General features: G+C 71.5%; 15 protein-coding genes. 12 read left to right on the top strand and 3 right to left on the bottom strand.

The window, feature by feature from the left end:
* Positions 1–3: 3 nt before the first annotated feature.
* Positions 4–1,764, bottom strand: a complete 1,761-nt coding sequence (locus ACNTMW_RS33620) for a VOC family protein (protein WP_426638100.1) — start codon at positions 1,762–1,764, stop codon at positions 4–6.
* Between the two features lie 212 nt (positions 1,765–1,976).
* Between ACNTMW_RS33620 and ndk the strand changes: the two genes are divergently transcribed.
* From ndk to ACNTMW_RS33600, 4 genes are all read left to right on the top strand, one after another.
* Positions 1,977–2,387, top strand: coding sequence for a nucleoside-diphosphate kinase (ndk, locus tag ACNTMW_RS33615; protein ID WP_426638099.1), 411 nt, complete (start codon positions 1,977–1,979; stop codon positions 2,385–2,387).
* A gap of 207 nt (positions 2,388–2,594) precedes the next feature.
* On the top strand, positions 2,595–2,774 hold the full coding sequence (locus tag ACNTMW_RS33610) for a hypothetical protein (protein ID WP_426638098.1): 180 nt from the start codon (positions 2,595–2,597) through the stop codon (positions 2,772–2,774).
* Between the two features lie 392 nt (positions 2,775–3,166).
* Positions 3,167–6,310 carry an isoleucine--tRNA ligase gene (ileS, locus tag ACNTMW_RS33605; RefSeq protein WP_426638097.1) on the top strand — a complete coding sequence of 1,048 codons (3,144 nt, stop codon included), beginning with the start codon at positions 3,167–3,169 and terminating at the stop codon, positions 6,308–6,310.
* 75 nt (positions 6,311–6,385) lie between these two features.
* A complete protein-coding gene (locus ACNTMW_RS33600) occupies positions 6,386–7,048 on the top strand; it encodes a lysophospholipid acyltransferase family protein (protein WP_426638104.1) in 663 nt (220 codons plus the stop codon).
* A 158-nt stretch (positions 7,049–7,206) separates the two neighbouring features.
* Here ACNTMW_RS33600 and ACNTMW_RS33595 read toward each other — a convergent pair whose 3' ends face one another.
* Complete coding sequence (locus ACNTMW_RS33595; RefSeq protein WP_426638096.1) at positions 7,207–8,559, bottom strand: cellulose binding domain-containing protein; 1,353 nt, start codon at positions 8,557–8,559, stop codon at positions 7,207–7,209.
* Between the two features lie 136 nt (positions 8,560–8,695).
* Here ACNTMW_RS33595 and ACNTMW_RS33590 point away from each other — a divergent pair, with 136 nt between their 5' ends.
* From ACNTMW_RS33590 to ACNTMW_RS33555, 8 genes are all read left to right on the top strand, one after another.
* Complete coding sequence (locus ACNTMW_RS33590; protein ID WP_426638095.1) at positions 8,696–10,654, top strand: TIGR03960 family B12-binding radical SAM protein; 1,959 nt, start codon at positions 8,696–8,698, stop codon at positions 10,652–10,654.
* 44 nt (positions 10,655–10,698) lie between these two features.
* Complete coding sequence (locus tag ACNTMW_RS33585; protein ID WP_426638103.1) at positions 10,699–11,442, top strand: TIGR03936 family radical SAM-associated protein; 744 nt, start codon at positions 10,699–10,701, stop codon at positions 11,440–11,442.
* 120 nt (positions 11,443–11,562) lie between these two features.
* Entirely contained in the window at positions 11,563–14,568 is a 3,006-nt protein-coding gene (locus ACNTMW_RS33580) for an Rne/Rng family ribonuclease (protein ID WP_426638094.1), read from the top strand.
* A gap of 79 nt (positions 14,569–14,647) precedes the next feature.
* Positions 14,648–15,145 (top strand): hypothetical protein, encoded by a 498-nt coding sequence (locus tag ACNTMW_RS33575; RefSeq protein WP_426638093.1) that lies wholly within the window; start codon positions 14,648–14,650, stop codon positions 15,143–15,145.
* 323 nt (positions 15,146–15,468) lie between these two features.
* On the top strand, positions 15,469–15,783 hold the full coding sequence (rplU, locus tag ACNTMW_RS33570) for a 50S ribosomal protein L21 (RefSeq protein ID WP_426638092.1): 315 nt from the start codon (positions 15,469–15,471) through the stop codon (positions 15,781–15,783).
* Positions 15,784–15,793: 10 nt separating this feature from the next.
* Complete coding sequence (gene rpmA / locus ACNTMW_RS33565) at positions 15,794–16,051, top strand: 50S ribosomal protein L27 (RefSeq protein ID WP_426638091.1); 258 nt, start codon at positions 15,794–15,796, stop codon at positions 16,049–16,051.
* A gap of 246 nt (positions 16,052–16,297) precedes the next feature.
* A complete protein-coding gene (gene obgE / locus ACNTMW_RS33560; RefSeq protein ID WP_426638090.1) occupies positions 16,298–17,827 on the top strand; it encodes a GTPase ObgE in 1,530 nt (509 codons plus the stop codon).
* Positions 17,828–17,928: 101 nt separating this feature from the next.
* Complete coding sequence (locus tag ACNTMW_RS33555; RefSeq protein WP_426638089.1) at positions 17,929–19,140, top strand: DUF1444 domain-containing protein; 1,212 nt, start codon at positions 17,929–17,931, stop codon at positions 19,138–19,140.
* Positions 19,141–19,283: 143 nt separating this feature from the next.
* On the opposite strand, the gene ACNTMW_RS33550 is transcribed toward ACNTMW_RS33555, so the two are convergent.
* The gene (locus ACNTMW_RS33550; protein ID WP_426638088.1) at positions 19,284–20,981 is read right to left on the bottom strand and encodes a DHA2 family efflux MFS transporter permease subunit; all 1,698 of its coding nucleotides are present in this window, start codon (positions 20,979–20,981) and stop codon (positions 19,284–19,286) included.
* Between the last annotated feature and the right edge of the window lie 269 nt (positions 20,982–21,250).

The following is a 21,250-nucleotide window of genomic DNA, read 5'->3' as shown; positions in this document are numbered from 1 at the left end:
CGGTCAGGGGCGTACCTCCCAGTGGGTCAGGGCGATGGCGTGCCCGTCGGGATCGCGCAGCGTCGCCGCCCACTGCTCCAACTGTTCGCCCTGGTTGACCACCCGCGGTGGGTGCATGAACTCCACGCCCTCGCGGCGCAGCCGCTCGTACGCCTCGTGCACGTCGTCGACCTCGAGGTTGAGGTGGACGACCCGGCGGTCGACCGGGCGGGTGTCGGCGACCTGGCGCAACAGGATCCGGGCGTTGCCGGAGACGAGGATCGCGCTGCCCATGCCGCCGTCGATCTCGGTGAGCCCGATCAGGTCGCGGTAGAAGGTCAATGAGCGCTGCAGATCCGACACGATCACCGTGACGCTGACGTTGTGTACCGCGCTGAGGTTGTGCTGGGTGTCCTCGGGATCGTCGGCGAGGTACGACGCGACGTACCGGTTCGGCTCCACCGGCGCGGCGGCCTTGGGGGCGTCCGTGGCCGGATCCGGGGCGTCGGCCCGGCCCGCCCGGTCGTTCTGGGACCGGGGTACCCGGCGGGGGAGGGGAGCCGGCGCCACCACCGGATCCGCCTCCGCCGCCTCCTCCGTCGCTTCCGTCGGGTCCATCGGATCCGCCGCTGCTGCCGGCGCGGATGCGGCTGCCGGCTCGGATATGGCCGCCGGTTCCGGTTCGTTCTCCGGCCCCGGTTCGTTCTCCGGCCCCGGTTCGTTCTCCGCGGTCGCTTCGTCGTCCAGGGCAACGGATGAGTCCGGAGCCGCTTCCGGTACCGGCGTGGGGGCGGGCTCCGACTCCGGCGCCACCTCCGGAGCCGGGGTCAGGGGCGGAGCCGGGGTCAGGGGCGGGGGCGTTTCGGCCGCCGGTGTGCTCCCGGCGGGTCTGATCTCCATGGTGGGCGCCTCGGCGATGCTCGGCTCCACCCGCTCCGCGGTCGTCGCCGGAGCGGCCGCGGGCATCGCGACCACGGCCTCGACCGAGTCAGCGGGTGCGGCCTGGCGGCGGGGCCGGGGGCTGGGGCGGCGCCGACCCGGCGTACCGGGTGCGGCCTCGAGCAGCGGTCCCGTGGCGTTCGCCTGCGCCGCCGAGACCACCCCGGCGGGCACGGGGGGCGCCGGCTCCACCGGGCGCTCCGGTTCCATCAGGCGCTCCGGTTCCATCAGGCGCTCCGCTGTCTCCTCGTCCGGCGGCCCGTCGGGGGTGGCCGGTTCGGCCGGGGGCTCGTCGAGCGGGTACCCGCCGTAGTCCACACCGTGGTAGTCCGCGTGGCCACCGCCCACCCCCGTGTCGGCGTAGTACTCCTCGATCGGGGGGGAGTAGCTCACGCGCTCCACGGGGACGTCGTGGTGGCCGCGTACCTGGTCCCAGAGCACCTGTAGCCGTCGCGGGTTGCCGTTGGGGATGATGACCGGCAGGGTCGCGCCGACATCGGGCCACTTGCTCACCGGTACGTTGGCGTCCCGGATCCGCACACTGGCGTTGCGTACGCCCTGGGCGTTGACCACCAGGTGCAGGTCGGCCGGACCGGTGACGCCGCTCGTCGGAGGCGGCGACGACTGGCTCACGTGTGCGGTGCCGAAGACGTCCGGACGGTTGGCACGGATGCTCGACAGCGCGATCACCGCGGGGCCGAGCAGCCCGATCGCGACACCGAGCGCCGCGACCGGGAGGTTGTCCATGCCCGAGCCGCAGCTCAGCATGAACAGTCCCGCGATGAACAAGCCGCACACCAGGAAGCCCTGACGTGACGACAGTGTCCAACGGCTGGAATTGGCCAAGTTGACCTCCCCCGGTCTCGGAAGTCAGGCTAGGCCGCGCCGGGCGGCGGCGAAAGTCCGGCCACCCGCACCGGTGGTCCCGCCGGTGCGACCACCGGACCCGCCGCCATCCGTACCCACCGGCCGCGGCCGGCCGTACCCGCCGCGGTCCGTCCCGCGTTCCGGCCCGATAAGCTCAGCGGATAACGGAATGTGACGCTGGAGGAGGGCACGTGGGCGAGCGCACGCTCGTACTGGTCAAGCCGGACGCGGTCCGTCGCGGACTGGTCGGTGAAGTGATCAGCAGGTTCGAGCGCAAGGGCCTGACCGTCGAGGAGATGCGTCTGCGCACAATGGACCCCGAACTCGCCGACGCGCACTACGCCGAGCACGTCGACAAGCCGTTCTACCCGCCGCTGAAGGACTTCATGACGAGCGGGCCGCTGGTGGCGATGATCCTCTCCGGCGACCAGGCGATCGACGTGGTACGGGTGCTGACCGGCGCGACCGACGGTCGCAAGGCCGCTCCCGGCACGATCCGCGGTGACCTCTCACTGTCCAACCGGGAGAACCTCGTCCACGCCTCCGACTCCCCGGAGAGCGCCAAGCGCGAGATCGAGCTCTGGTTCCCGGAGCTCGCCTAGTCCCGACCCGCCGTACGGGTACCGCCGACCCGGGTCGGCGGTACGTCGGGGCAACTGTTCACCGCGGCGACACGCCTTGATCGGGCGCGGCCGATAGACCTCTCATGACGGCCCATACCACCGATTGAGAGGGTGACCGTGACCCCTGCAGACGCAACCTCTGGACAATGGAGCCGGCGCCGGGTATTCGGCGCCGGAGCGGCGGCGATGCTGGGATCGATCGCCGGCCCCGCGCCGCTGTCGGGTCGCGCGGTGGCCTTCGTGCCGGCCGAGGGGTTCCAGCACTTCGGCGAGGTCGACATCGACCGGCACAGCCGGGCCCTGACGGTACGGCTGCGTGATCTCGGCGGCGCCGGGCTGTGGACGCGGACGCTGCCCGCCGCCTGATCGACACAACTTCCGGGAAGTTGTGGTCTCGACGGGGCTCGGAGGCCACAACTTCCGGCACGTTGTACCGATCATGGTGGGAAGATCCACTCATGGTGGGAAGATCCGACCGCCCCGGGCCGTTGTAAGTAGCGTGAAGAGTGCCCGGTGGTTCGGGTACTCTTGATGACCACAAGGCGACGACCCGGCCATCACCGGCGAGCCTCCGGAAGAAAGGGCCCCGCGGGCCTGAACGGAACCCGCGGGCCTGAGTAGAACCGGACGGGACGGCCCGTCACAGCCGACCAACGAGCGGGCGTTCGATCTTTCGGGCGTCAAGCGGGGTGGTACCGCGGGCTTCGGCTCGTCCTCGCACCGGAACGGGTATTACCGGAGCGAGGAGAAGTCACCACATGCCGTACCCGAAGAACGCGCCCGCCGGCGTCGCCGCGAGCCCCGACCTGCCTGAGGTGGAGCGTCGGGTACTCGACTTCTGGGAGTCCGACCGGACTTTCCAGGCGAGCGTCGCCAACCGGCCGGCCGGCGAGAGCGGCTCCAACGAGTTCGTCTTCTACGACGGGCCGCCGTTCGCCAACGGCCTGCCGCACTACGGCCACCTGCTGACCGGCTACGTCAAGGACATCGTGCCGCGCTACCAGACGATGCGCGGTCACCGGGTCGAGCGCCGTTTCGGCTGGGACACCCACGGCCTGCCCGCCGAGGTCGAGGCCGAGAAGCAGCTCGACATCTCCACCAAGGCCGAGATCCTCGCGCTCGGCGTGGACAAGTTCAACGCCGCCTGCCGCGAGTCGGTGCTGCGCTACACCAGCGAGTGGGAGCGCTACGTCACCCGCCAGGCACGCTGGGTCGACTTCACCAACGACTACAAGACGCTCGACGTGGACTACATGGAGAGCGTCATGTGGGCGTTCAAGACGCTCCACGACAAGGGCCTGATCTACGAGGGCTTCCGGGTACTGGCGTACTGCTGGCGCTGCGAGACGCCGCTGTCGAACACCGAGACCCGGATGGACGACGTGTACCGCGACCGGCAGGACCCGGCGGTCACCGTCACGTTCCGCCTGGAGACCGGCGAGGACCTGCTGGTCTGGACGACCACGCCGTGGACGCTGCCGTCCAACCTGGCCGTCGCGGTCAACCCCGAGGTCGAGTACGCCGTCTACGAATCCGACGGCCAGCGCTACATCCTGGCCTCCGCGTTGGTCGGCGGGTACGCGCGTGAACTGGCGAACGCCACCCGGGTCGGTACCGTCTCCGGCAGTGAGCTGGTCGGCCGCCGGTACACGCCGCTGTTCGACTTCCTGGTCGACCAGGCCGGGGAGAACGCGTTCCGGGTGCTCGCCGGTGACTTCGTCACCACCGAGGACGGCACCGGCGTGGTCCACATGGCGCCCGCGTTCGGTGAGGACGACCAGAACACCTGCAACGCCAACGGCATCCCGACGATCGTGACCGTCGACGAGCACACCCGCTTCACCTCGCTGGTGCCGGCGTACGAGGGGCTGCAGGTCTTCGAGGCGAACAAGCCGGTGCTGCGCGACCTCAAGGAGCGCGGCGTCGTGGTCCGCCACGACAGCTACACCCACTCGTACCCGCACTGCTGGCGCTGTGACACGCCGCTGGTCTACAAGGCGGTGTCGAGCTGGTTCGTCGCCGTCACGCAGTTCCGGGACCGGATGGTCGAGCTCAACCAGCAGATCAACTGGACGCCGGAGCACGTCAAGGACGGCCAGTTCGGCAAGTGGCTGGCCGGCGCCCGCGACTGGTCGATCAGCCGCAACCGGTTCTGGGGCTCGCCGATCCCGGTGTGGAAGTCCGACAACCCGGAGTACCCGCGGGTGGACGTCTACGGTTCGCTGGACGAGCTGGCGCGTGACTTCGGGGTACGCCCGAGCGACCTGCACCGGCCCGGTATCGACGAGCTGACCCGGCCCAACCCCGACGACCCGACGGGGCAGTCGACCATGCGCCGGGTGCCGGAGGTGCTCGACTGCTGGTTCGAGTCGGGCTCGATGCCGTTCGCCCAGGTGCACTACCCGTTCGCCAACCGGGACTGGTTCGAGCACCACTACCCGGGCGACTTCATCGTCGAGTACACCGCGCAGACCCGTGGCTGGTTCTACACCCTGCACGTGCTCGCGACGGCGCTGTTCGACCGGCCGGCGTTCCGCAACTGCGTCGTGCACGGCACGCTGCTGGGCTCCGACGGCCGCAAGATGTCCAAGAGCCTGCGCAACTACCCGGACGTGTACGGGGTGTTCGACTCCTACGGCGCCGACGCGATGCGGTGGTTCCTCATCGCCTCGCCGGTGCTGCGCGGCGGCGACATGTCGGTGACCGAGACGGGCATCCGGGACGCGGTGCGGCAGGTGCTGCTGCCGCTGTGGAACGTCTGGTACTTCTTCTCGCTCTACGCCAACGCGGAGGGGTACGAGGCCAAGCGGAGGACCGACACCGAGTCGACCAGCGGCGGCGGAGACGCCGCAGGCAACCTGCTGGACCGGTACGTGCTGGCCAAGACCGGCGAGCTGGTCGCCGACGTGACCCGGCAACTGGACGCCTACGACCTGTCCGGCGCGTGTGCGTCGGTGCGCTCCTACCTGGACGCCCTGACCAACTGGTACGTGCGCCGTTCCCGTAACCGGTTCTGGACCGGCGACCGGGACGCGTTCGACACGCTGTACACGGTGCTGGAGACGCTCAGCCGGGTCGTCGCGCCGCTGGCGCCGATGGTGTCCGAGGAGATCTGGCGCGGCCTGACCGGTGGCCGGTCGGTGCACCTGACCGACTGGCCGTCGGCTGACGAGTTCCCCGCCGACCATGACCTCGTGGCGTCGATGGATGCCGTCCGTGACGTCTGCTCGGCGGCGCTGTCCCTGCGCAAGGCCAAGGGGCTGCGGGTGCGGCTGCCGCTGCCGGCGCTGACCGTCGCGACGCCCGGCGCCGAGCGGCTGCGACCGTTCGGTGACCTGGTCGCCGACGAGGTCAACGTCAAGGACGTGGTGTTCGCCTCCGACGTCGACCGGTACTGCCAGCAGGTGCTGACCGTCGTGCCGCGGGCGCTCGGCCCGCGCGTCGGCGGCCAGGTGCAGCAGGTCATCAGGGCGGTCAAGGCGGGGGACTGGGCGCTGGTCGACGGCGCGCCGGTGGCCGCCGGGGTCGCCCTCCAGCCCGGCGAGTACGAGCTGAAGCTGGTGGCCGCCGACGCGGACAGCTCGGCGCCGGTGCCGGGCGGTGACGGGGTCGTCGTGCTCGACACCGCCGTCACGCCGGAGCTGGCGGCCGAGGGGCTGGCTCGCGACGTGGTACGCGTCGTGCAGCTGGCCCGCCGGGAGGCCGGTCTGGACGTGGCCGACCGGATCGCGCTCGTCGTCGACGCACCGGCCGAGGTCGTCGCGGCCGTGGAGGCGCACCGCGACTTCCTCGCGGCCGAGACGCTCGCGACGGCGGTGACCCTCGGGAGCGTCGGCGCCGACGGGTTCGAGGGCGAAGCGGGCGAAGGGGAGAAGGTTCGCGTAGCGGTTTCGGTCGCTTGAGATCATGAGCACTTCGCGGGGCTGGAAGCCCCGCGAAGTGCTCGCGATCACGCAACCTGCCGTAACGTGACGGCCGTGTCCTCGCTGTACTCGATTGCCAAGGCCACCGTCGCGCCGGTGCTGCGGACGCTCTGGCGGCCCAAGGTCACCGGCCTGGAGCACCTTCCACGCACCGGCCCGGTGATCATGGCCAGCAACCACCTCTCGGTGGTCGACTCGCTCATCATTCCGATCATGGCGTCGCGGCCGGTCTACTTCCTGGCCAAGGACGAGTACTTCCACAAGCCCGTCATGCGCACGATCATGACCGGGCTCAACCAGATCCCGGTCGACCGCTCCGGCGGCCGGGCCAGCCTGATGGCTCTCGACGCGGCGCTGCCGGTGCTGCGCGACGGTCAGGTGCTCGGCATCTACCCCGAGGGCACCCGCTCGCCGGACGGCCGGCTGTACCGGGGCCGGCCGGGCGTGGCGAAGCTGGCCCTCGACTCGGGAGCGACCGTGCTGCCGGTCGGGCTGGCGGGCACCGAGAAGATCCAGCCGATCGGGGCGCGGCTGCCGCGCGTCGGCGTACCGGTGGAGATGCGTGTCGGCAAGCCGCTGGACCTGTCGCCGTGGCGCGACGTCACCGTGGACAGCCGGGTCCTGCGCGAGATCACCGCGGCGCTGATGGCCGAGATCCAGGCGTTGACCGGCCAGGAGTACGTGGGCCGCTACGCGCCGAAGCGCGACAGCGCCTGACGCCATGATCCAGCGCTTGACGCCATGATCCAGCGCCTGAGGTCATGATCCGCGCAAGGCGCCATGATCCGCGCAATGTCGCACGTATTGCTGCTATCCCGTGGCGGGTAGCCGCAATGTTCGCGACATTGCGCGGATCATGGGCGCGGGTGTGCGGATCAGAATCCGGCGGTGATCTTCGTGTACTGCCAGTCGGACTGCGCGACGCCGCTGCAGCTCTCGTTGACCCCGCCACCGGGGCACGGCCGGTCCCGGTTGACCGACCAGAACGCCAGCCGGACCAGGCCCTTGCTCTTCGCGTAGTCGCGGATCTGGGTCCACGTCTGCGGGGAGACCTGCTCCTGCTGGTCGGTGAGGCCGTTCATGCCGGAGATGCCCATGTGCGAGTACGCGACCGCGTCGGACCAGCCGAACGTGCTCTTGAGCTGGTTCTTCAGGCCCTCGGCGGCGTTGACGGTGTCGGTGTACATGTTCGTGCCGCCGAAGTCGAACGGCATGATCGTGTACACGTCGATGTTGGCGCCGGCCGCCTTGGTCTCGTTGATCAGCTGCGTGCCGTAGTAGGTGGGGCCGGTCTTGCCGGTGCCGAACGTCAGGACCGTCTTGATGCCGGGGTTGCGCTGCTTGACGATCTTCAGCGCGTCGACGATCCGCCGGCGCACGGTGTCGTTCTCGAACTCGTCGGAGTTCTCGATGTCGACGTCGATCACCTTGAGCTTGTAGGCGTCGATCACCTTCTGGTACGCCCCGGCGAGGGCGTTCGCGTCCGCGCAGTTCGGGCCGAGCTTGTTGCCCGACCAGCCGCCGAACGAGATCTCGACGTCGCCGCCGGCGCCCCGGATGGCGTTGATGGTCTGCTGGTCGGCGCCGCCGGTCAGCGGGCGCTGGCTGTCCCACATCGGGTTGCAGCCCCCGCCGGACAGCATGAATGCCATCGTGAAGGCTTTGATGCCGGTGGCCGACATGACGGTGGTGGCGCTCGGCGGGTTGCCCCACCCCAGGTACAGGTACGGCGCGGCCGGCAGCTTGCTGCCGGGCGTACCGCCGCCGCCGCCGGGCGTGGTCGGGGGTGGGGGAGGAGGCGTCGTGCCGCCGCCGCCGCCACCGCCGCCGCCGGAGCAGGAGGCGCCGTTGATGGTGCAGTTGGTCGGGTTGCCCGTCCCGCTGGCGACGAAGCCGAACGAGACCGAGGCGCCGGCCGCGATCGTGCCGTTGTACTCGCGGTTCTTGGCCGTGTAGCGGTTGCCGCTGGAGCTGATCAGCGCATCCCAGTACGAGCCGACCGTGGTGCCGGCGGGGAGGTCGAACGTCAGGGTCCAGCCGTTGACCGCCGAGCTGCCGTTGTTGGTGATGGTGTACGTGGCGGTGTATCCGGTGTCCCACGTCGACGTGGCCAACGTGGCGGTGACGCCGGTGGCGGCGAAGGCGGGCGACATCACCAGCGCCGTCGCGCCGGCGACGACGGCGGCCGCGCCGGCGGCGAGGAGGGTACGGAATGACCTGGGTGTCATGGCGGTCCTTCCTGGGGGAGCCATTGACGGTTGTGAAACGAAGCTACAAGAAGGCTTCCTAACAGTAAAGAGACCTGGCAGTCCGTCGAGGGCTCGTTTTCCGGGCCGGACGGCGCTCCGCGTACCCTTGAGCGTTATGAGTGTGGCGTCCGTGTTCCCCCAGCTCGAGCAACTGCTACCGGAGGTGAGCAAGCCGATCCAGTACGTCGGCGGTGAGCTCGGGGTAGTGGTGAAGGACTGGGATGCCGCGACCGTGCGGTGGGTGCTGTCCTACCCCGACGCGTACGAGGTGGGCCTGCCCAACCAGGGCGTGCAGATCCTGTACGAGATCCTCAACGAGCAGCCCGACGTGCTGGCCGAGCGCACCTACGCGGTCTGGCCCGACCTCGAGGCCAAGATGCGCGAGCGCGGCGTGCCGCAGTTCACCGTCGACGCGCACCGGCCGGTCGGCGCGTTCGACCTGTTCGGGATCTCGTTCGCGACCGAGCTGGGCTACACGAACATGCTCACCATGCTCGACCTGGCCGGGATCCCGCTGACGAGCGCCGACCGGGACGAGACCCACCCGATCGTGATCGCCGGCGGGCACGCCGCGTTCAACCCCGAGCCGATCGCCGACTTCATCGACGCCGCCGTGCTCGGCGACGGTGAGGAGGCCGTTCTCGAGATCACCGCGATCGTCCGGGAGTGGAAGGCCGAGGGCTCGCCCGGCGGCCGGGACGAGCTGCTGCTGCGGATGGCGCGGACCGAGAGCGTGTACGTGCCGCGCTTCTACGACGTCGACTACCTGCCCGACGGTCGCATCCAGCGGGTCGTACCCAACCGGGCCGACGTGCCGTTCCGGGTGCACAAGCGCACCACCATGGACCTCGACGCCTGGCCGTACCCCAAGAAGCCCCTCGTACCGCTCGCCGAGACGGTGCACGAGCGGTACGCGGTGGAGATCTTCCGCGGCTGCACCCGCGGCTGCCGGTTCTGCCAGGCCGGCATGATCACCCGTCCGGTCCGGGAGCGGTCGATCACGACGATCGGGGAGATGGTCGCCGAAGGGCTGGAGTTCTCCGGCTTCGGTGAGGTCGGGCTCCTGTCGCTGTCGAGCGCCGACCACTCCGAGATCGGCGACATCTGCTCCGGCCTGGCCGACCAGTACGACGGCACGAACGTGTCCCTGTCGCTGCCGTCGACGCGGGTGGACGCGTTCAACATCGAACTGGCCCAGGAGCTGTCCCGCAACGGGCGGCGTACCGGCCTGACCTTCGCCCCGGAGGGCGGCTCGGAGCGCATCCGCAAGGTGATCAACAAGATGGTGTCGGAGGAGGACCTGATCCGCACCGTCGTCACCGCGTACAGCAACGGCTGGCGTCAGGTGAAGCTGTACTTCATGTGCGGGCTGCCCACCGAGACCGACTCCGACGTCCTCCAGATCGCCCGGCTGGCGCACGAGGTCATCAAGGCCGGCCGGGCCGCCACCGGCTCCAAGGACATCCGCTGCACGGTCTCGATCGGCGGGTTCGTGCCGAAGCCGCACACCCCGTTCCAGTGGGCCGCGATGTGCTCCCCGGAGACCATCGACAACCGGCTCAAGCTGCTCAAGCAGGCGATCAATTCGGACCGCTCGCTGGGCCGGGCCATCGGGTACCGCTACCACGACGGGCAGCCGTCCCTGATCGAAGGCCTGCTCAGCCGCGGTGACCGGCGGGTCGGCGCGGTCATCCGCCAGGTCTGGGAATCCGGCGGGCGCTTCGACGGCTGGTCGGAGCACTTCTCGTACCAGCGCTGGGTGGACGCGGCCGCGGCGGTCCTGCCGGCGTACGGCGTGCACCTCGACTGGTACACCACCCGCGAGCGGGACTCCAACGAGGTCCTGCCCTGGGACCACCTGGACTCGGGGCTCGACAAGGAGTGGCTGTGGCAGGACTGGCAGGACGCGCTGTCGGAATACGAGCAGGACGACTGTCGTTGGACTCCTTGTTTCGACTGCGGCGTGTGCCCGAGCATGGACACCGAGATCCAGATCGGGCCCACCGGTAGGAAGCTCCTGCCGCTCACGCCGGTCAACACCGGACTGAAGGTTCCGCAGGAGCTGGCGCGGTGAGCGGTCGCCCGAAGAACCAGCCGGAAGGCGGCCAGGCGCCGGTAGTGCAGCGCATCCGGCTGCGCTACGCCAAGCGCGGACCGATGCGCTTCACCTCGCACCGGGACTTCGCGCGCGCGTTCGAGCGGGCGATTCTGCGGGCCGGGGTGCCCATCGCGTACTCGCAGGGCTTCACCCCGCACCCGAAGGTCTCCTACGCGTCGGCGGCGCCGACCGGGGTGGCGAGCGAGGCCGAGTACCTCGAGATCGGGCTGCGCGAGCGGGTCGACCCGGCGCAACTGGTCCGGGCGCTCGACGCCGCGCTCTCGCCCGGGCTCGACATCCTCGAGGCGGTGGAGGCCGGCGGCGGTAGCCTCGCCGACCGGATCGACGCGTCGGCGTGGCGGATCGAGCTGCCCGGCGTGCCGGCGGAGGACGCCCGACACGCCGTGGAGGCGTTTCTCGCGGCGGCCGAAGTGCCGGTCGAGCGCCTGACCAAACAGGGCCGGCGCACCATGGACGCCCGGTCACCGGTGGCGCATCTCACGGCGACACACGCCGCAGATGTGACACCTTCCGAGGTCGACGGCGTACCGTGTGCGATACTCGACCTTGTCGTACGGCAGGTCACACCGTCCGTGCGACCCGATGACGTCTTGTCCGGCCTGCGAGCGGCGGCCAACCTGAAGCCGCCGGTGCCGCCCCGAGTGACGCGATTGGCTCAGGGCATGCTGACGGCGCAGGGCGACCTGGTCGATCCGTTGGCCGCAGATCGCGAGATGGCCGTCATCGGAGCTCCGTCGCCCTGACGGAGTTGGCAGACTTCGGCGGTTGGTTCGGGGTTCCGGACGAGCCGCCGGCACATACAGGTGCCCCTGCGTGGCAGCGTTCGCACGCGCCCGGGGGCCCCAGAACTGGAGAACGTCCGAATGCTCGACAACGAGCCTGGAGCGGCGAACAGCAGCGCACCAGGAACTGACATCCCGACCACTGCGGCGGAGAGCGCCGCCGCGGCGGACCCGACCACCAGCGAGGCGCCAGCTCCCCGCCGTGCCCGCCGCCGTGCCACGAAGGCCACGAAGGCCGCGCCGGCCGAGGCGACGCCGGCCACCGGCGATGCCGGTGCCGCGCCGGCCGCCGCGGCACCGGCGGACGTGGCGTCGCCGGCGGATGCGGCCGGCACCGCCGAGCCGGCGCCGGCCCGGACGGCCCGCCGCCGGCGGCGCACCGCCGAACCCGTAGACCAGGCGGCCGCGCCCGCTCAGCCGGTCCCGGCCGCCGCCGGGTCCGTGTCCGCCGGATCCGTGCCCGCCGGATCCGTGCCCGCCGGATCCGTGCCCGCCGAGTCCGGGTCCGCCGCCGTGGCGGCCGGCCCGGACACCGCCACGGACCGCCCGGGCGACCAGGCCGAGAGTGCCCCGGCCGCCCGCACCACGCGTACCCGCCGGCGGGCCACCAAGGCAGCCCCGGCGCCCGTGGCCGACAGCGCCGAGACCACTGCCGAGACCACCGCCGCGCAGCCGGCCGCCGCCGCGCCGAGTGCCGCGCAGCCGGCCGCCGCCGCGCCGAACGCGACCCAGCCGGTTGCGGCTCAGCCCGCCACCGGATCCGCCGTCCAGCCGGCGGCTGAGGGTGCGGAAGGCGCGGAGACCGGGCGGCCTTCCCGCCGGCGCGTGGCACCGACCACCGCCGTGCTGTTCATGCCGCCCACCGCAGCGGAGATCGAGGCCGAGGCCGAGGCCGAGGCGGCCCGCGCGTCCCGGCGGCGCCGCGGCCGGCGCGGTGACGCCGCCGAGCCCGTGGCGACCACCGAGGCCGAGCCGGAGGTCGAGGAGACCGCCGAGGTCGACGAGGACGACGAGGAGACCGACGACACCGCGGCCGGCCGTCGCCGGCGGCGTCGCGGCCGTCGCGGCCGGGGCCGGGGCAAGGGCGGCTACGGCGACGAGGACAACGGCGAGGTCGCGGCCGGTGATGACGACGCCGAGGAGGCGGAGGGCGCCGACGAGGCCGCGGAGTCCGAGGAGGACACCGAGGCCGCGGAGTCCGAGGACGGCCTGACCCGCCGCCGTCGGCGCCGTCGCCGCAAGGGCTCGGGTGACGTCGAGGTGGCCCCGGACGACCCGGCGAACACCGTGGTCAAGATCCGTGAGCCGCGCCCCGCCCGGGACGAGGTGCAGGGCGTGTCCGGCTCCACCCGGCTCGAGGCCAAGCGCCAGCGCCGCCGTGACGGGCGCGAGCATCGGCGTACCCGCCCGCCGATCCTGAGCGAGTCGGAGTTCCTGGCCCGCCGCGAGGCGGTCGACCGGATCATGGTGGTCCGGCAGAAGGGCGACCGCACCCAGATCGGCGTGCTCGAGGACGGCATCCTCGTCGAGCACTACGTGTCCCGGGCCAGCGCCTCGACCATGGTCGGCAACGTCTACCTCGGTCGGGTCCAGAACGTCCTGCCCAGCATGGAGGCGGCCTTCGTCGACATCGGGCGCGGGCGCAACGCCGTCCTGTACGCCGGTGAGGTCAACTGGGAGGCCACCGGCCTGGAGGGGCGTACCCGCACCATCGAGCAGGCGCTCAAGTCCGGCGACTCGGTGCTGGTACAGGTCACCAAGGACCCGATCGGCACCAAGGGCGCCCGCCTGACCAGCCACATCGCCCTGTCCGGGCGGCACCTGGTGTACGTGCCGGGCGGCAACGCGTCCGGCATCAGCCGCAAGCTCCCCGACACCGAGCGCAAGCGGTTGCGGGACGTGCTCAAGCACCTCGTACCCGAGGGCGCCGGCGTGATCGTGCGGACGGCCGCCGAGGGGGCATCCGAGGACGACCTGGCCCGCGACGTGAAGCGGCTGCAGGCGCAGTGGGAGGACATCGCCGCCCGTACCGGCGAGAGCGGCGCGCCGAAGCTGCTGTACGAGGAGCCCGACCTGCTCATCCGGGTGGTCCGGGACCTGTTCAACGAGGACTTCCGGGAACTGGTCATCCAGGGCGACGGGGCCTACGAGATGATCGAGCCGTACCTGCAGCACGTCTCCCCGGACCTGGTGTCGCGGGTCCACCACTACACCGGCACCGGCGACGTCTTCCACGACATGCGCATCGACGAGCAGTTGATGAAGGCGCTCGACCGGCGGGTCTTCCTGCCCTCCGGTGGCAGCCTCGTCATCGACCGCACCGAGGCGATGACGGTCATCGACGTCAACACCGGCAAGTACACCGGTACCGGCGGCAACCTCGAGGAGACCGTCACCCGCAACAACCTGGAGGCGGCCGAGGAGATCGTCCGCCAGCTGCGCCTGCGCGACCTGGGCGGCATCATCGTCATCGACTTCATCGACATGGTGCTGGAGTCCAACCGTGAGCTGGTGCTGCGCCGGCTCACCGAGTGCCTCGGCCGGGACCGTACCAAGCACCAGGTCACCGAGATCACCTCGCTCGGCCTGGTGCAGATGACCCGCAAGCGGGTGGGGCAGGGCCTGCTCGAGGCGTTCAGCGAGACCTGCGAGGTCTGCAAGGGCCGGGGACTGATCATCCACTCCGAGCCGGTACCCGACAAGCGCGGGACCGGCGGCCAGACGGGCCAGGCGAAGGCCGCGCCGGCGAAGGCCGAGGAGCAGCCCAGCGAGAACGGGCGCGGTGGCCGCCGCCGGCGCAAGGCCGCGGCCCCGGCCGAGCCGGTCGCCACCACGGCGGAACCGGCCGAGCCGGTCGTCCCCGCGACGGAGCCGGTCGAGCCGACCGTCGTCGCGGTCGAGTCGGCCGACCAGGGCGTACCCGTACCGGCGGTCGCCGAGGCGACCGCCGACGAGGCCCTGGTCGACGGGCACGAGGCGACGGTCGCCGGCCTGGACCCGGTGCCCGCGGTCGGATTCGACGAGGACGGCCTGGACCTCGAGGAGGAGCCGGCGGGTCCCCGCCGGCGAGGACGGCGCCGCCGGTAGGACCGTCGACGGTCCCGGCGCGGTTTCGGCGGCGGACCGCCGTTTGCCGCGCCGGGTCCGCGCGTGGGAAGGAGGCCCGGTGCGAGGCATGATCGCTGCGCTGACCCTGTCGGGTGCGGCGCTGCTCACCGTCGGCTGTGCCGATGACGGCGCCGGTACGCCCGTACGCGGGGCCGGCCCGCCGGCATCCGCCGCTCCCGCCTCCCCGGATCCGCAGGCGACCGCGGTCTGCGCCGACCTGCGGGGCACCGTCCTCGACACCGACGCCAAGGCGTTCGGTGCGGAACTGGGGCGGCTGGTCGCCGCCCGGTCGCAGGGCGACCGGGCGGGGGAGAGCCAGGCCCAGCAGGCGGCCACGGCCACGCTGACCCGGATCGCGGACCGGCTGCGCACGCATGCCACGGGCGCGACCGACCCGCGGCTGACGGGCGCGCTGGACACCTCGGCGGCCAACCTGGATCGCCTCGGCGCCGACCCGGCCACGTTCGCCGGCCTCACCTCGCTGGAGACGGTGAGCCAGACGACGGCGCGGTTCACCGCGGCGCTCGGCGAGGTCACCGACTACTGCAGCGCCTGACCGGTTCGGCGCACCCCGTACCGGTCCCGGGCGGGAGGCCGTGGCGCGGGCGGGTGACGAACCGGGCCGTGGCGCGGGAGGGTGACGGAGCGGGCCGTGGCACGGGCGTGGCGGAGCGGGCCTGTTGTTCGGAGTTGGTGGGCCTGTTTTGGAGTTCCGGCCGCGGCCCTGTACTCTTTCCTGCGGCGCACTTCGTGCGTCGCGTCCTTGCACGCCCGGGCGTCCCGACGCTCTGCCGGCGCAGCGCCCTAGAGGTGCAGTGCCTCAGAGGCGCAGCAAGGAACGATCCACCCGCCAGTAGCTACGACAGGAGTCCGCCTCCGATGTACGCGATCGTCAAAACCGGCGGCAAGCAGTACAAGGTCGCTGAGGGCGACGTGATCGAGGTCGAGAAGCTTGCCGGCGACGCCGGCGACGCGGTCACCCTCCCCGCGGTGCTCCTCGTCGACGGTGACGACCTGGTGACCGATGCCGCCGTGCTTGCCAACGTCGCGGTGACCGCTGAGGTCGTCGCCCACACCAAGGGTCCGAAGATCCGGATCCACAAGTTCAAGAACAAGACCGGCTACCACAAGCGCCAGGGGCACCGTCAGCCGCTGACGCAGGTCAAGGTGACCGGCATCACCACCGGAAAGTAGGCGTTAAGCGATGGCACACAAAAAGGGTGCATCCAGCTCGCGGAACGGCCGCGACTCCGAGGCGAAGCGCCTGGGCGTCAAGCGTTTCGGTGGCCAGCAGGTCAAGGCCGGCGAGATCCTGATCCGCCAGCGCGGCACCAAGTTCCACCCGGGTGACCTGGTCGGCCGGGGCGGTGACGACACGCTGTTCGCCCTTGCCAACGGTGCGGTGCTCTTCGGCACCAAGCGGGGTCGCAAGACCGTCAGCATCGTGCCCGCCGGGGCCTGAGCTCTCAGGTAAACGGCTCGTAGGCAAGCGGACCGGTGGGCGCGCACAGCGCCGCCGGTCCGCTTGCTTTTAGGGGATGTCTGTCTCGGGTACGCCGATATGTCGGGTACACCGAGGATTGCCGGAACCGATCACGCTTCCGGAGCGTCGACGCCGCCGGGCGTACGCCGTGACGTGATGTCGTCACGAGGTTGACGCGGTGTTGATGCGGTGTTTGGCGCGAGATCGCGGAGGAAGGAGTAACCCGTGGCTACGTTCGTCGACCGGGTTGTACTGCACGTGCAGGCCGGTGACGGTGGACACGGGTGCGTGTCGATCCACCGGGAGAAGTTCAAGCCGCTCGGCGGGCCTGACGGCGGTGACGGCGGGCACGGCGGCAGCGTCTCGCTCGTGGTCGACCCGCAGGTGCACACCCTGCTCGACTTCCACTTCCGCCCCCACGTCAAGGCCCAGAACGGTAAGGGCGGCGCCGGCTCCGACCGCGACGGTGCCAACGGCGAAGACCTGCGGTTGCGGGTACCCGACGGCACCGTCGTCTCCACGCCCGACGGCGAGGTCATCGCCGACCTGGTGGGGGAGGGTACGACGGTCGTGATCGCCCAGGGCGGTCGCGGCGGTCGGGGCAACGCGGCGCTGGCCAACACCAGGCGCAAGGCGCCCGGCTTCGCCGAGCTGGGCGAGCCCGGCGAGGTCGCCGACGTCATCCTGGAACTCAAGAGCGTCGCGGACGTCGGGCTCGTGGGCTTCCCGAGCGCCGGGAAGTCGTCGCTGATCTCGGTACTCTCCGCCGCCCGCCCGAAGATCGCCGACTACCCGTTCACCACGCTCGTACCGAACCTCGGGGTCGTACGCGCCGACGACCACACGTTCACCATCGCCGACGTACCGGGCCTGATCCCGGGCGCGGCCACCGGCAAGGGCCTCGGGCTGCAGTTCCTGCGCCACATCGAGCGCACCGCCGTGCTGCTGCACGTCATCGACACCGCGACGATGGAGCCGGGGCGCGACCCGATCGCCGACATCGACGCCATCGAGGCGGAGCTGGCCGCCTACGGCGGGCTGGAGGACCGGCCGCGGCTGGTCGCGCTCAACAAGGTCGACGTGCCCGACGGCCGCGAGCTGGCAGACATGGTGCGGCCGGACCTGGAGGCGCGGGGCCTGCGGGTGTTCGAGGTCAGCGCCGCGACCCGGGAGGGGCTGCGGGAGCTGACGTACGCCCTCGCCGAGCTGGTGGAGCGCCACCGCAGGATCGCGCCGCCGCCCGAGCGCACCCGGATCGTGATCCGCCCGCAGGCCGTCGACGACACCGGCTTCACCATCGAACGGGACACCGACGGGGTGTACGTGGTCCGTGGCAAGCCCGAGCGCTGGGTCCGCCAGACCAACTTCGACAACGACGAGGCCGTCGGGTACCTGGCCGACCGGCTCGCCCGTCTCGGCGTCGAGGACGCCCTCGCCAAGGCCGGCGCCGAGCCCGGCTGCGCGGTGCGCATCGGCACCCACGAGTTCGACTGGCAGCCGACGCTGTACGCCGAGGAAGAGTTCGTACCGAGCGGCCGGGGTACCGACTACCGCATGGAGACGCCGTCCACCCGGGCGACCGCCGCGGACCGCAAGGCGGCCCGCAAGGCCCGCCGGCAGCGCTTCGAGGACCAGCTTCCCGGCCCCGCGACCGAGGAGTCCGGCGGGGCCACGGAGCCCGGCGGGGCCACGGAGCCCGGCGCGGCAGCGGGGCGGGCGACGACGCTCGCCGATGGTGACGACGACGAGCAGTAGGGCCGGCGGACGACCGGAGTCGCTGGTCGGCCGCGACGACCGCCCTCCACGGCGCGCGTCGCGGGCGGGTAACCTCGTCGGTCTAGTGACCGGGAGGTGACGTGGGTATCTTCGACCGGCTGCGACGGCGTAGCGGACCGGACCGGTTCGCCGGCGAGGTGCTGGCCGCGCTGCGGGACGCCGGCATCGGGAACGCCCAGTACGACCGGCGCGAGTTCGCCATCTCCTACCGCCAGCGGCCCGGCGCCGAACCGGCCTGGCTGTACCTGCACAACCTGTACGCGGAGTGCCAGCGCGACCCGAGAAGGCGCGACGAGCGGATCCGCCGGTTCGTCACGACATTCACCCGCCTGCCCGAGATGCCGGAGAGCTGGGAGTCCGCGCGCGGCCGGCTGCGGCCGGTGCTGCGCGGTGCCACGTTCGCCCGGGCGGGTGAGGCGGGTCGCCCCGCCGCGCTGCGCCGGCCCGCGTTCCCGTTCCTCGACGAGATGGTCGTGATCGACCAGCCGACCTCGATGGCGTACGTCTCCGAGATGACGTGCGCGGAGTGGGGGGTGGCCGCCGAGGAGGTCTTCGCCGCGGCCCGGGCCAACCTCGCCGCCGGCGCCGGACTGCCACCGGCGGAGAACCCCGGCGGCCGGGTGATGCTGCGTTTCGTCGACGACGGCGACGCGTACTGGGTCTCCCACCTGCTGCTCGACGGTTGGCTGTCGGCGTTGAGCGAGCACGTCGGCGGAACCCCGGTCGCGTTCGTGCCGGACGTGCGGTCCCTGATCGTGGTGGACGGCGACCCCGAGCCGCTGGCGGAGCTGTTCGACCTGGTCGAGCGGCACTTCGCCGACTCACCGCGGCCGCTGTCACCGATGGCGTACACGCTCGACGGCCATGGCCGGGTAGTGCCGCTGAACGTCCCGGACGGGCATTCCGCCGCCGGGGCCGTCCAGCGGGCGAGCCGGGTGCTGGCCGCGACCGAGTACGGCGCGCAGCAGAACATCCTGCGCGACGAGGTGGATGACTACGTCGCGGCGTACGGGGTGTTCGGTACCCCGGACGGCGGCACCTTCTCCGTGGCCGCCTGGACCCGCGGTATGCACGTCCTGCTGCCCAAGGTCGACTTCGTGGCGTTCGACGTCGCGGCGGGGAGCACGTTCTTCGTGCCGTGGGACGTGGTCATGGAGGCCGACGTGCTGACCGAGATGCCGCAGTACCGGCCGGCCCGCTACCGCGGCGACGTCTGGCCCTCGCCGGCCGCGTTCGGGTACCTGAGGGAGCGGGCCGTCCCGATCGACCTCGGCCGCCCGGTATCCCGGTAAGCCCGGTGTCCCGGTAAGCCCGGTATCGCGGCAGTCCGTGACTCGCCGCTGCCACCGGTGAGAGTCTGTCGCCCGGCGCGGCGCCGGTGGTCCGTCGCCCGACGCGGTGGGCGGCCCGGACCGGGCGGCCCACCGCGGGCGGTTCAGGCGGAGGCCGGTGCCTCCACCTCGGTCGTCGTCGCCCCGGTACCGGGCTGGCCGGCGGCGCGCCGGCGCTTGACGATCAGGCAGGACAGTGCGGCCAGGCCGAGTATCGCGATCGGCAGGACCAGGGTGGTGTGCATCGCGTTGGTGAAACCGACGTGGAACGTGTCCGCGATGACGGTGCGGACCGCGTCCGGCACGTTGCCGCCGAAGTCCACCCCGTTCTGTCCCGCGCCGACCTCCAGGCCGCCGCCGGAGGCGTGGCTGAACCCGGCCACGAACCGTTCCCGGAACTGCGCCGGCAACGCCGCGGCGTGGGCCTGCGCCGACTCGCTGAGCCTCGTCGCGAGCTGGTTCTGCAGCAGCGCACCGACCGCCGCGGAGCCGATCACCGAGCCCAGCTGGCGGGTGGTGTTGATCAGGCCGGAGGCCGCGCCAGCCATCCGGGGCTCGATGTTGCGCATCGCCACTGTCTGCAGCGGTGCGAACGTCAGGCCCATGCCCAGCCCGGCCACCAGGATGCCGGGGAGCAGGTGCAGTCGGGTGCTGTCGGGGTGCGTCGACGCTACGAAGATCCCCATGCCGGCGGCGAACAGCGCCAGGCCGGACATCAGGATGTACTTGCCGCCGATCCGGTCGGCCATCCGGCCGGCGACCGGGGCCACGAACATCGACACCAGCGACATCGGCGCCGTCGTCAGACCGGCCTGCAACGCGCTGAGCCCCAGCACCGACTGCAGGAAGATCACCAGCGGCAGGAACAGCCCGAGCATGCCGAAGCCGAGGGCGGCCCCGACGAAGTTCATCACCGAGAAGTTGCGGTCCCGGAAGATCGCGAACGGTACGAGCGGCTCGCCGCCGCGCTGCAGGTACTGCTGGACCACGAACACCGCGAGTACGGCGACGCCGGCGACGATGACCTCGGGGATCGTGACCGGACCCCACACCTTGCCCCAGTCGTGCGGCTGGCCTTCGATGAGGCCGTACGTGAGCAGGAACAGGCCGACCGTCGCGAGGACCGTGCCGACCAGGTCGAGGCGGTGCCGGCGGTTGAGCTTGAGGTCGGGCATCGCCACGGCCGCGAGGACGAGCGCCAGGACGCCGATGGGCAGGTTGACGAAGAAGATCCAGCTCCAGCCCCAGTGCGTGACGATGAACCCACCCAGCGTCGGCCCGGCGACCGTGGCCACACCCGCGACCGCGCCCCAGATGCCGAACGCCGCACCGCGCTTGGCCGGCGGGAAGATCACCGTCAGCACCGACAGCGTCTGCGGGGTCAGTAGCGCACCACCCAGGCCCTGCGCCACGCGGGCGGCGATGAGCTGGCCCGGGGTGGTGGCGAAGCCGCACGCGGCCGAGGCCAGCGTGAAGATCGCCAGGCCGAGCATGAACAGCAGCTTCGGTCCGTACAGGTCGCCCAGCCGGCCCGCCGTGATCAGCAGGACCGCGTAGACCAGGATGTACGCGTTGAGCACCCACAGGATCTGGTCGAGCGACGCGTGCAGCCGATCGATCATGTCGGGGATCGCGATGTTCACGATCGTGGTGTCCAGCAGAATCATGAAGAAACCGAGGCAGAGCACGAACAGCACGAGCCAGGGGCTGTGGGCCGGCTTCGAGGTGGCGGCGACGGGGCCGCCGGCGGGCGCCCCGGTGTGTTCCGGTGGACTGGCGGCGCCTGGCTGTGGCGTCGTCATCGGTGGTCTCCTTAGGTCGTGGGTCGATCCGGGACGGAGTGGTCGGGGCGCTCCGGGATGGCTCGCCGGGCGCACGACCGATGACATCACGTACCCCTGACGTTCCGGCCCCGCACGCCGCCTGCGGTCCGACGTCGTGGTACCGGGCCGGCGGCTGCCTGTCGACGGCCATTGCGCTCCCCCTCTGTGAGCGGGTGCCCAGCCGGCGCAGCGAAGATCCGCCGCGCCTCATCCGAACGGATCGAGACCGGCACCGACCCCCGCCCCAC

It is taken from the genome of Planosporangium spinosum, from assembly GCF_049999945.1.
GTDB classification, from domain to species: domain Bacteria; phylum Actinomycetota; class Actinomycetes; order Mycobacteriales; family Micromonosporaceae; genus Planosporangium; species Planosporangium spinosum.
This window is presented reverse-complemented; position numbering and strand designations above follow the sequence as displayed.

Coding starts and splice junctions, on each gene's coding strand:
- ACNTMW_RS33610 (WP_426638098.1), top strand. CDS start 2,595: ATGCTGGGATCGATCGCCGGCCCCGCGCCGCTGTCGGGTCGCGCGGTG.
- ileS (WP_426638097.1), top strand. CDS start 3,167: ATGCCGTACCCGAAGAACGCGCCCGCCGGCGTCGCCGCGAGCCCCGAC.
- ACNTMW_RS33595 (WP_426638096.1), bottom strand. CDS start 8,559: ATGACACCCAGGTCATTCCGTACCCTCCTCGCCGCCGGCGCGGCCGCC.
- ACNTMW_RS33590 (WP_426638095.1), top strand. CDS start 8,696: ATGAGTGTGGCGTCCGTGTTCCCCCAGCTCGAGCAACTGCTACCGGAG.
- ACNTMW_RS33580 (WP_426638094.1), top strand. CDS start 11,563: ATGCTCGACAACGAGCCTGGAGCGGCGAACAGCAGCGCACCAGGAACT.
- rplU (WP_426638092.1), top strand. CDS start 15,469: ATGTACGCGATCGTCAAAACCGGCGGCAAGCAGTACAAGGTCGCTGAG.
- rpmA (WP_426638091.1), top strand. CDS start 15,794: ATGGCACACAAAAAGGGTGCATCCAGCTCGCGGAACGGCCGCGACTCC.
- ACNTMW_RS33550 (WP_426638088.1), bottom strand. CDS start 20,981: ATGACGACGCCACAGCCAGGCGCCGCCAGTCCACCGGAACACACCGGG.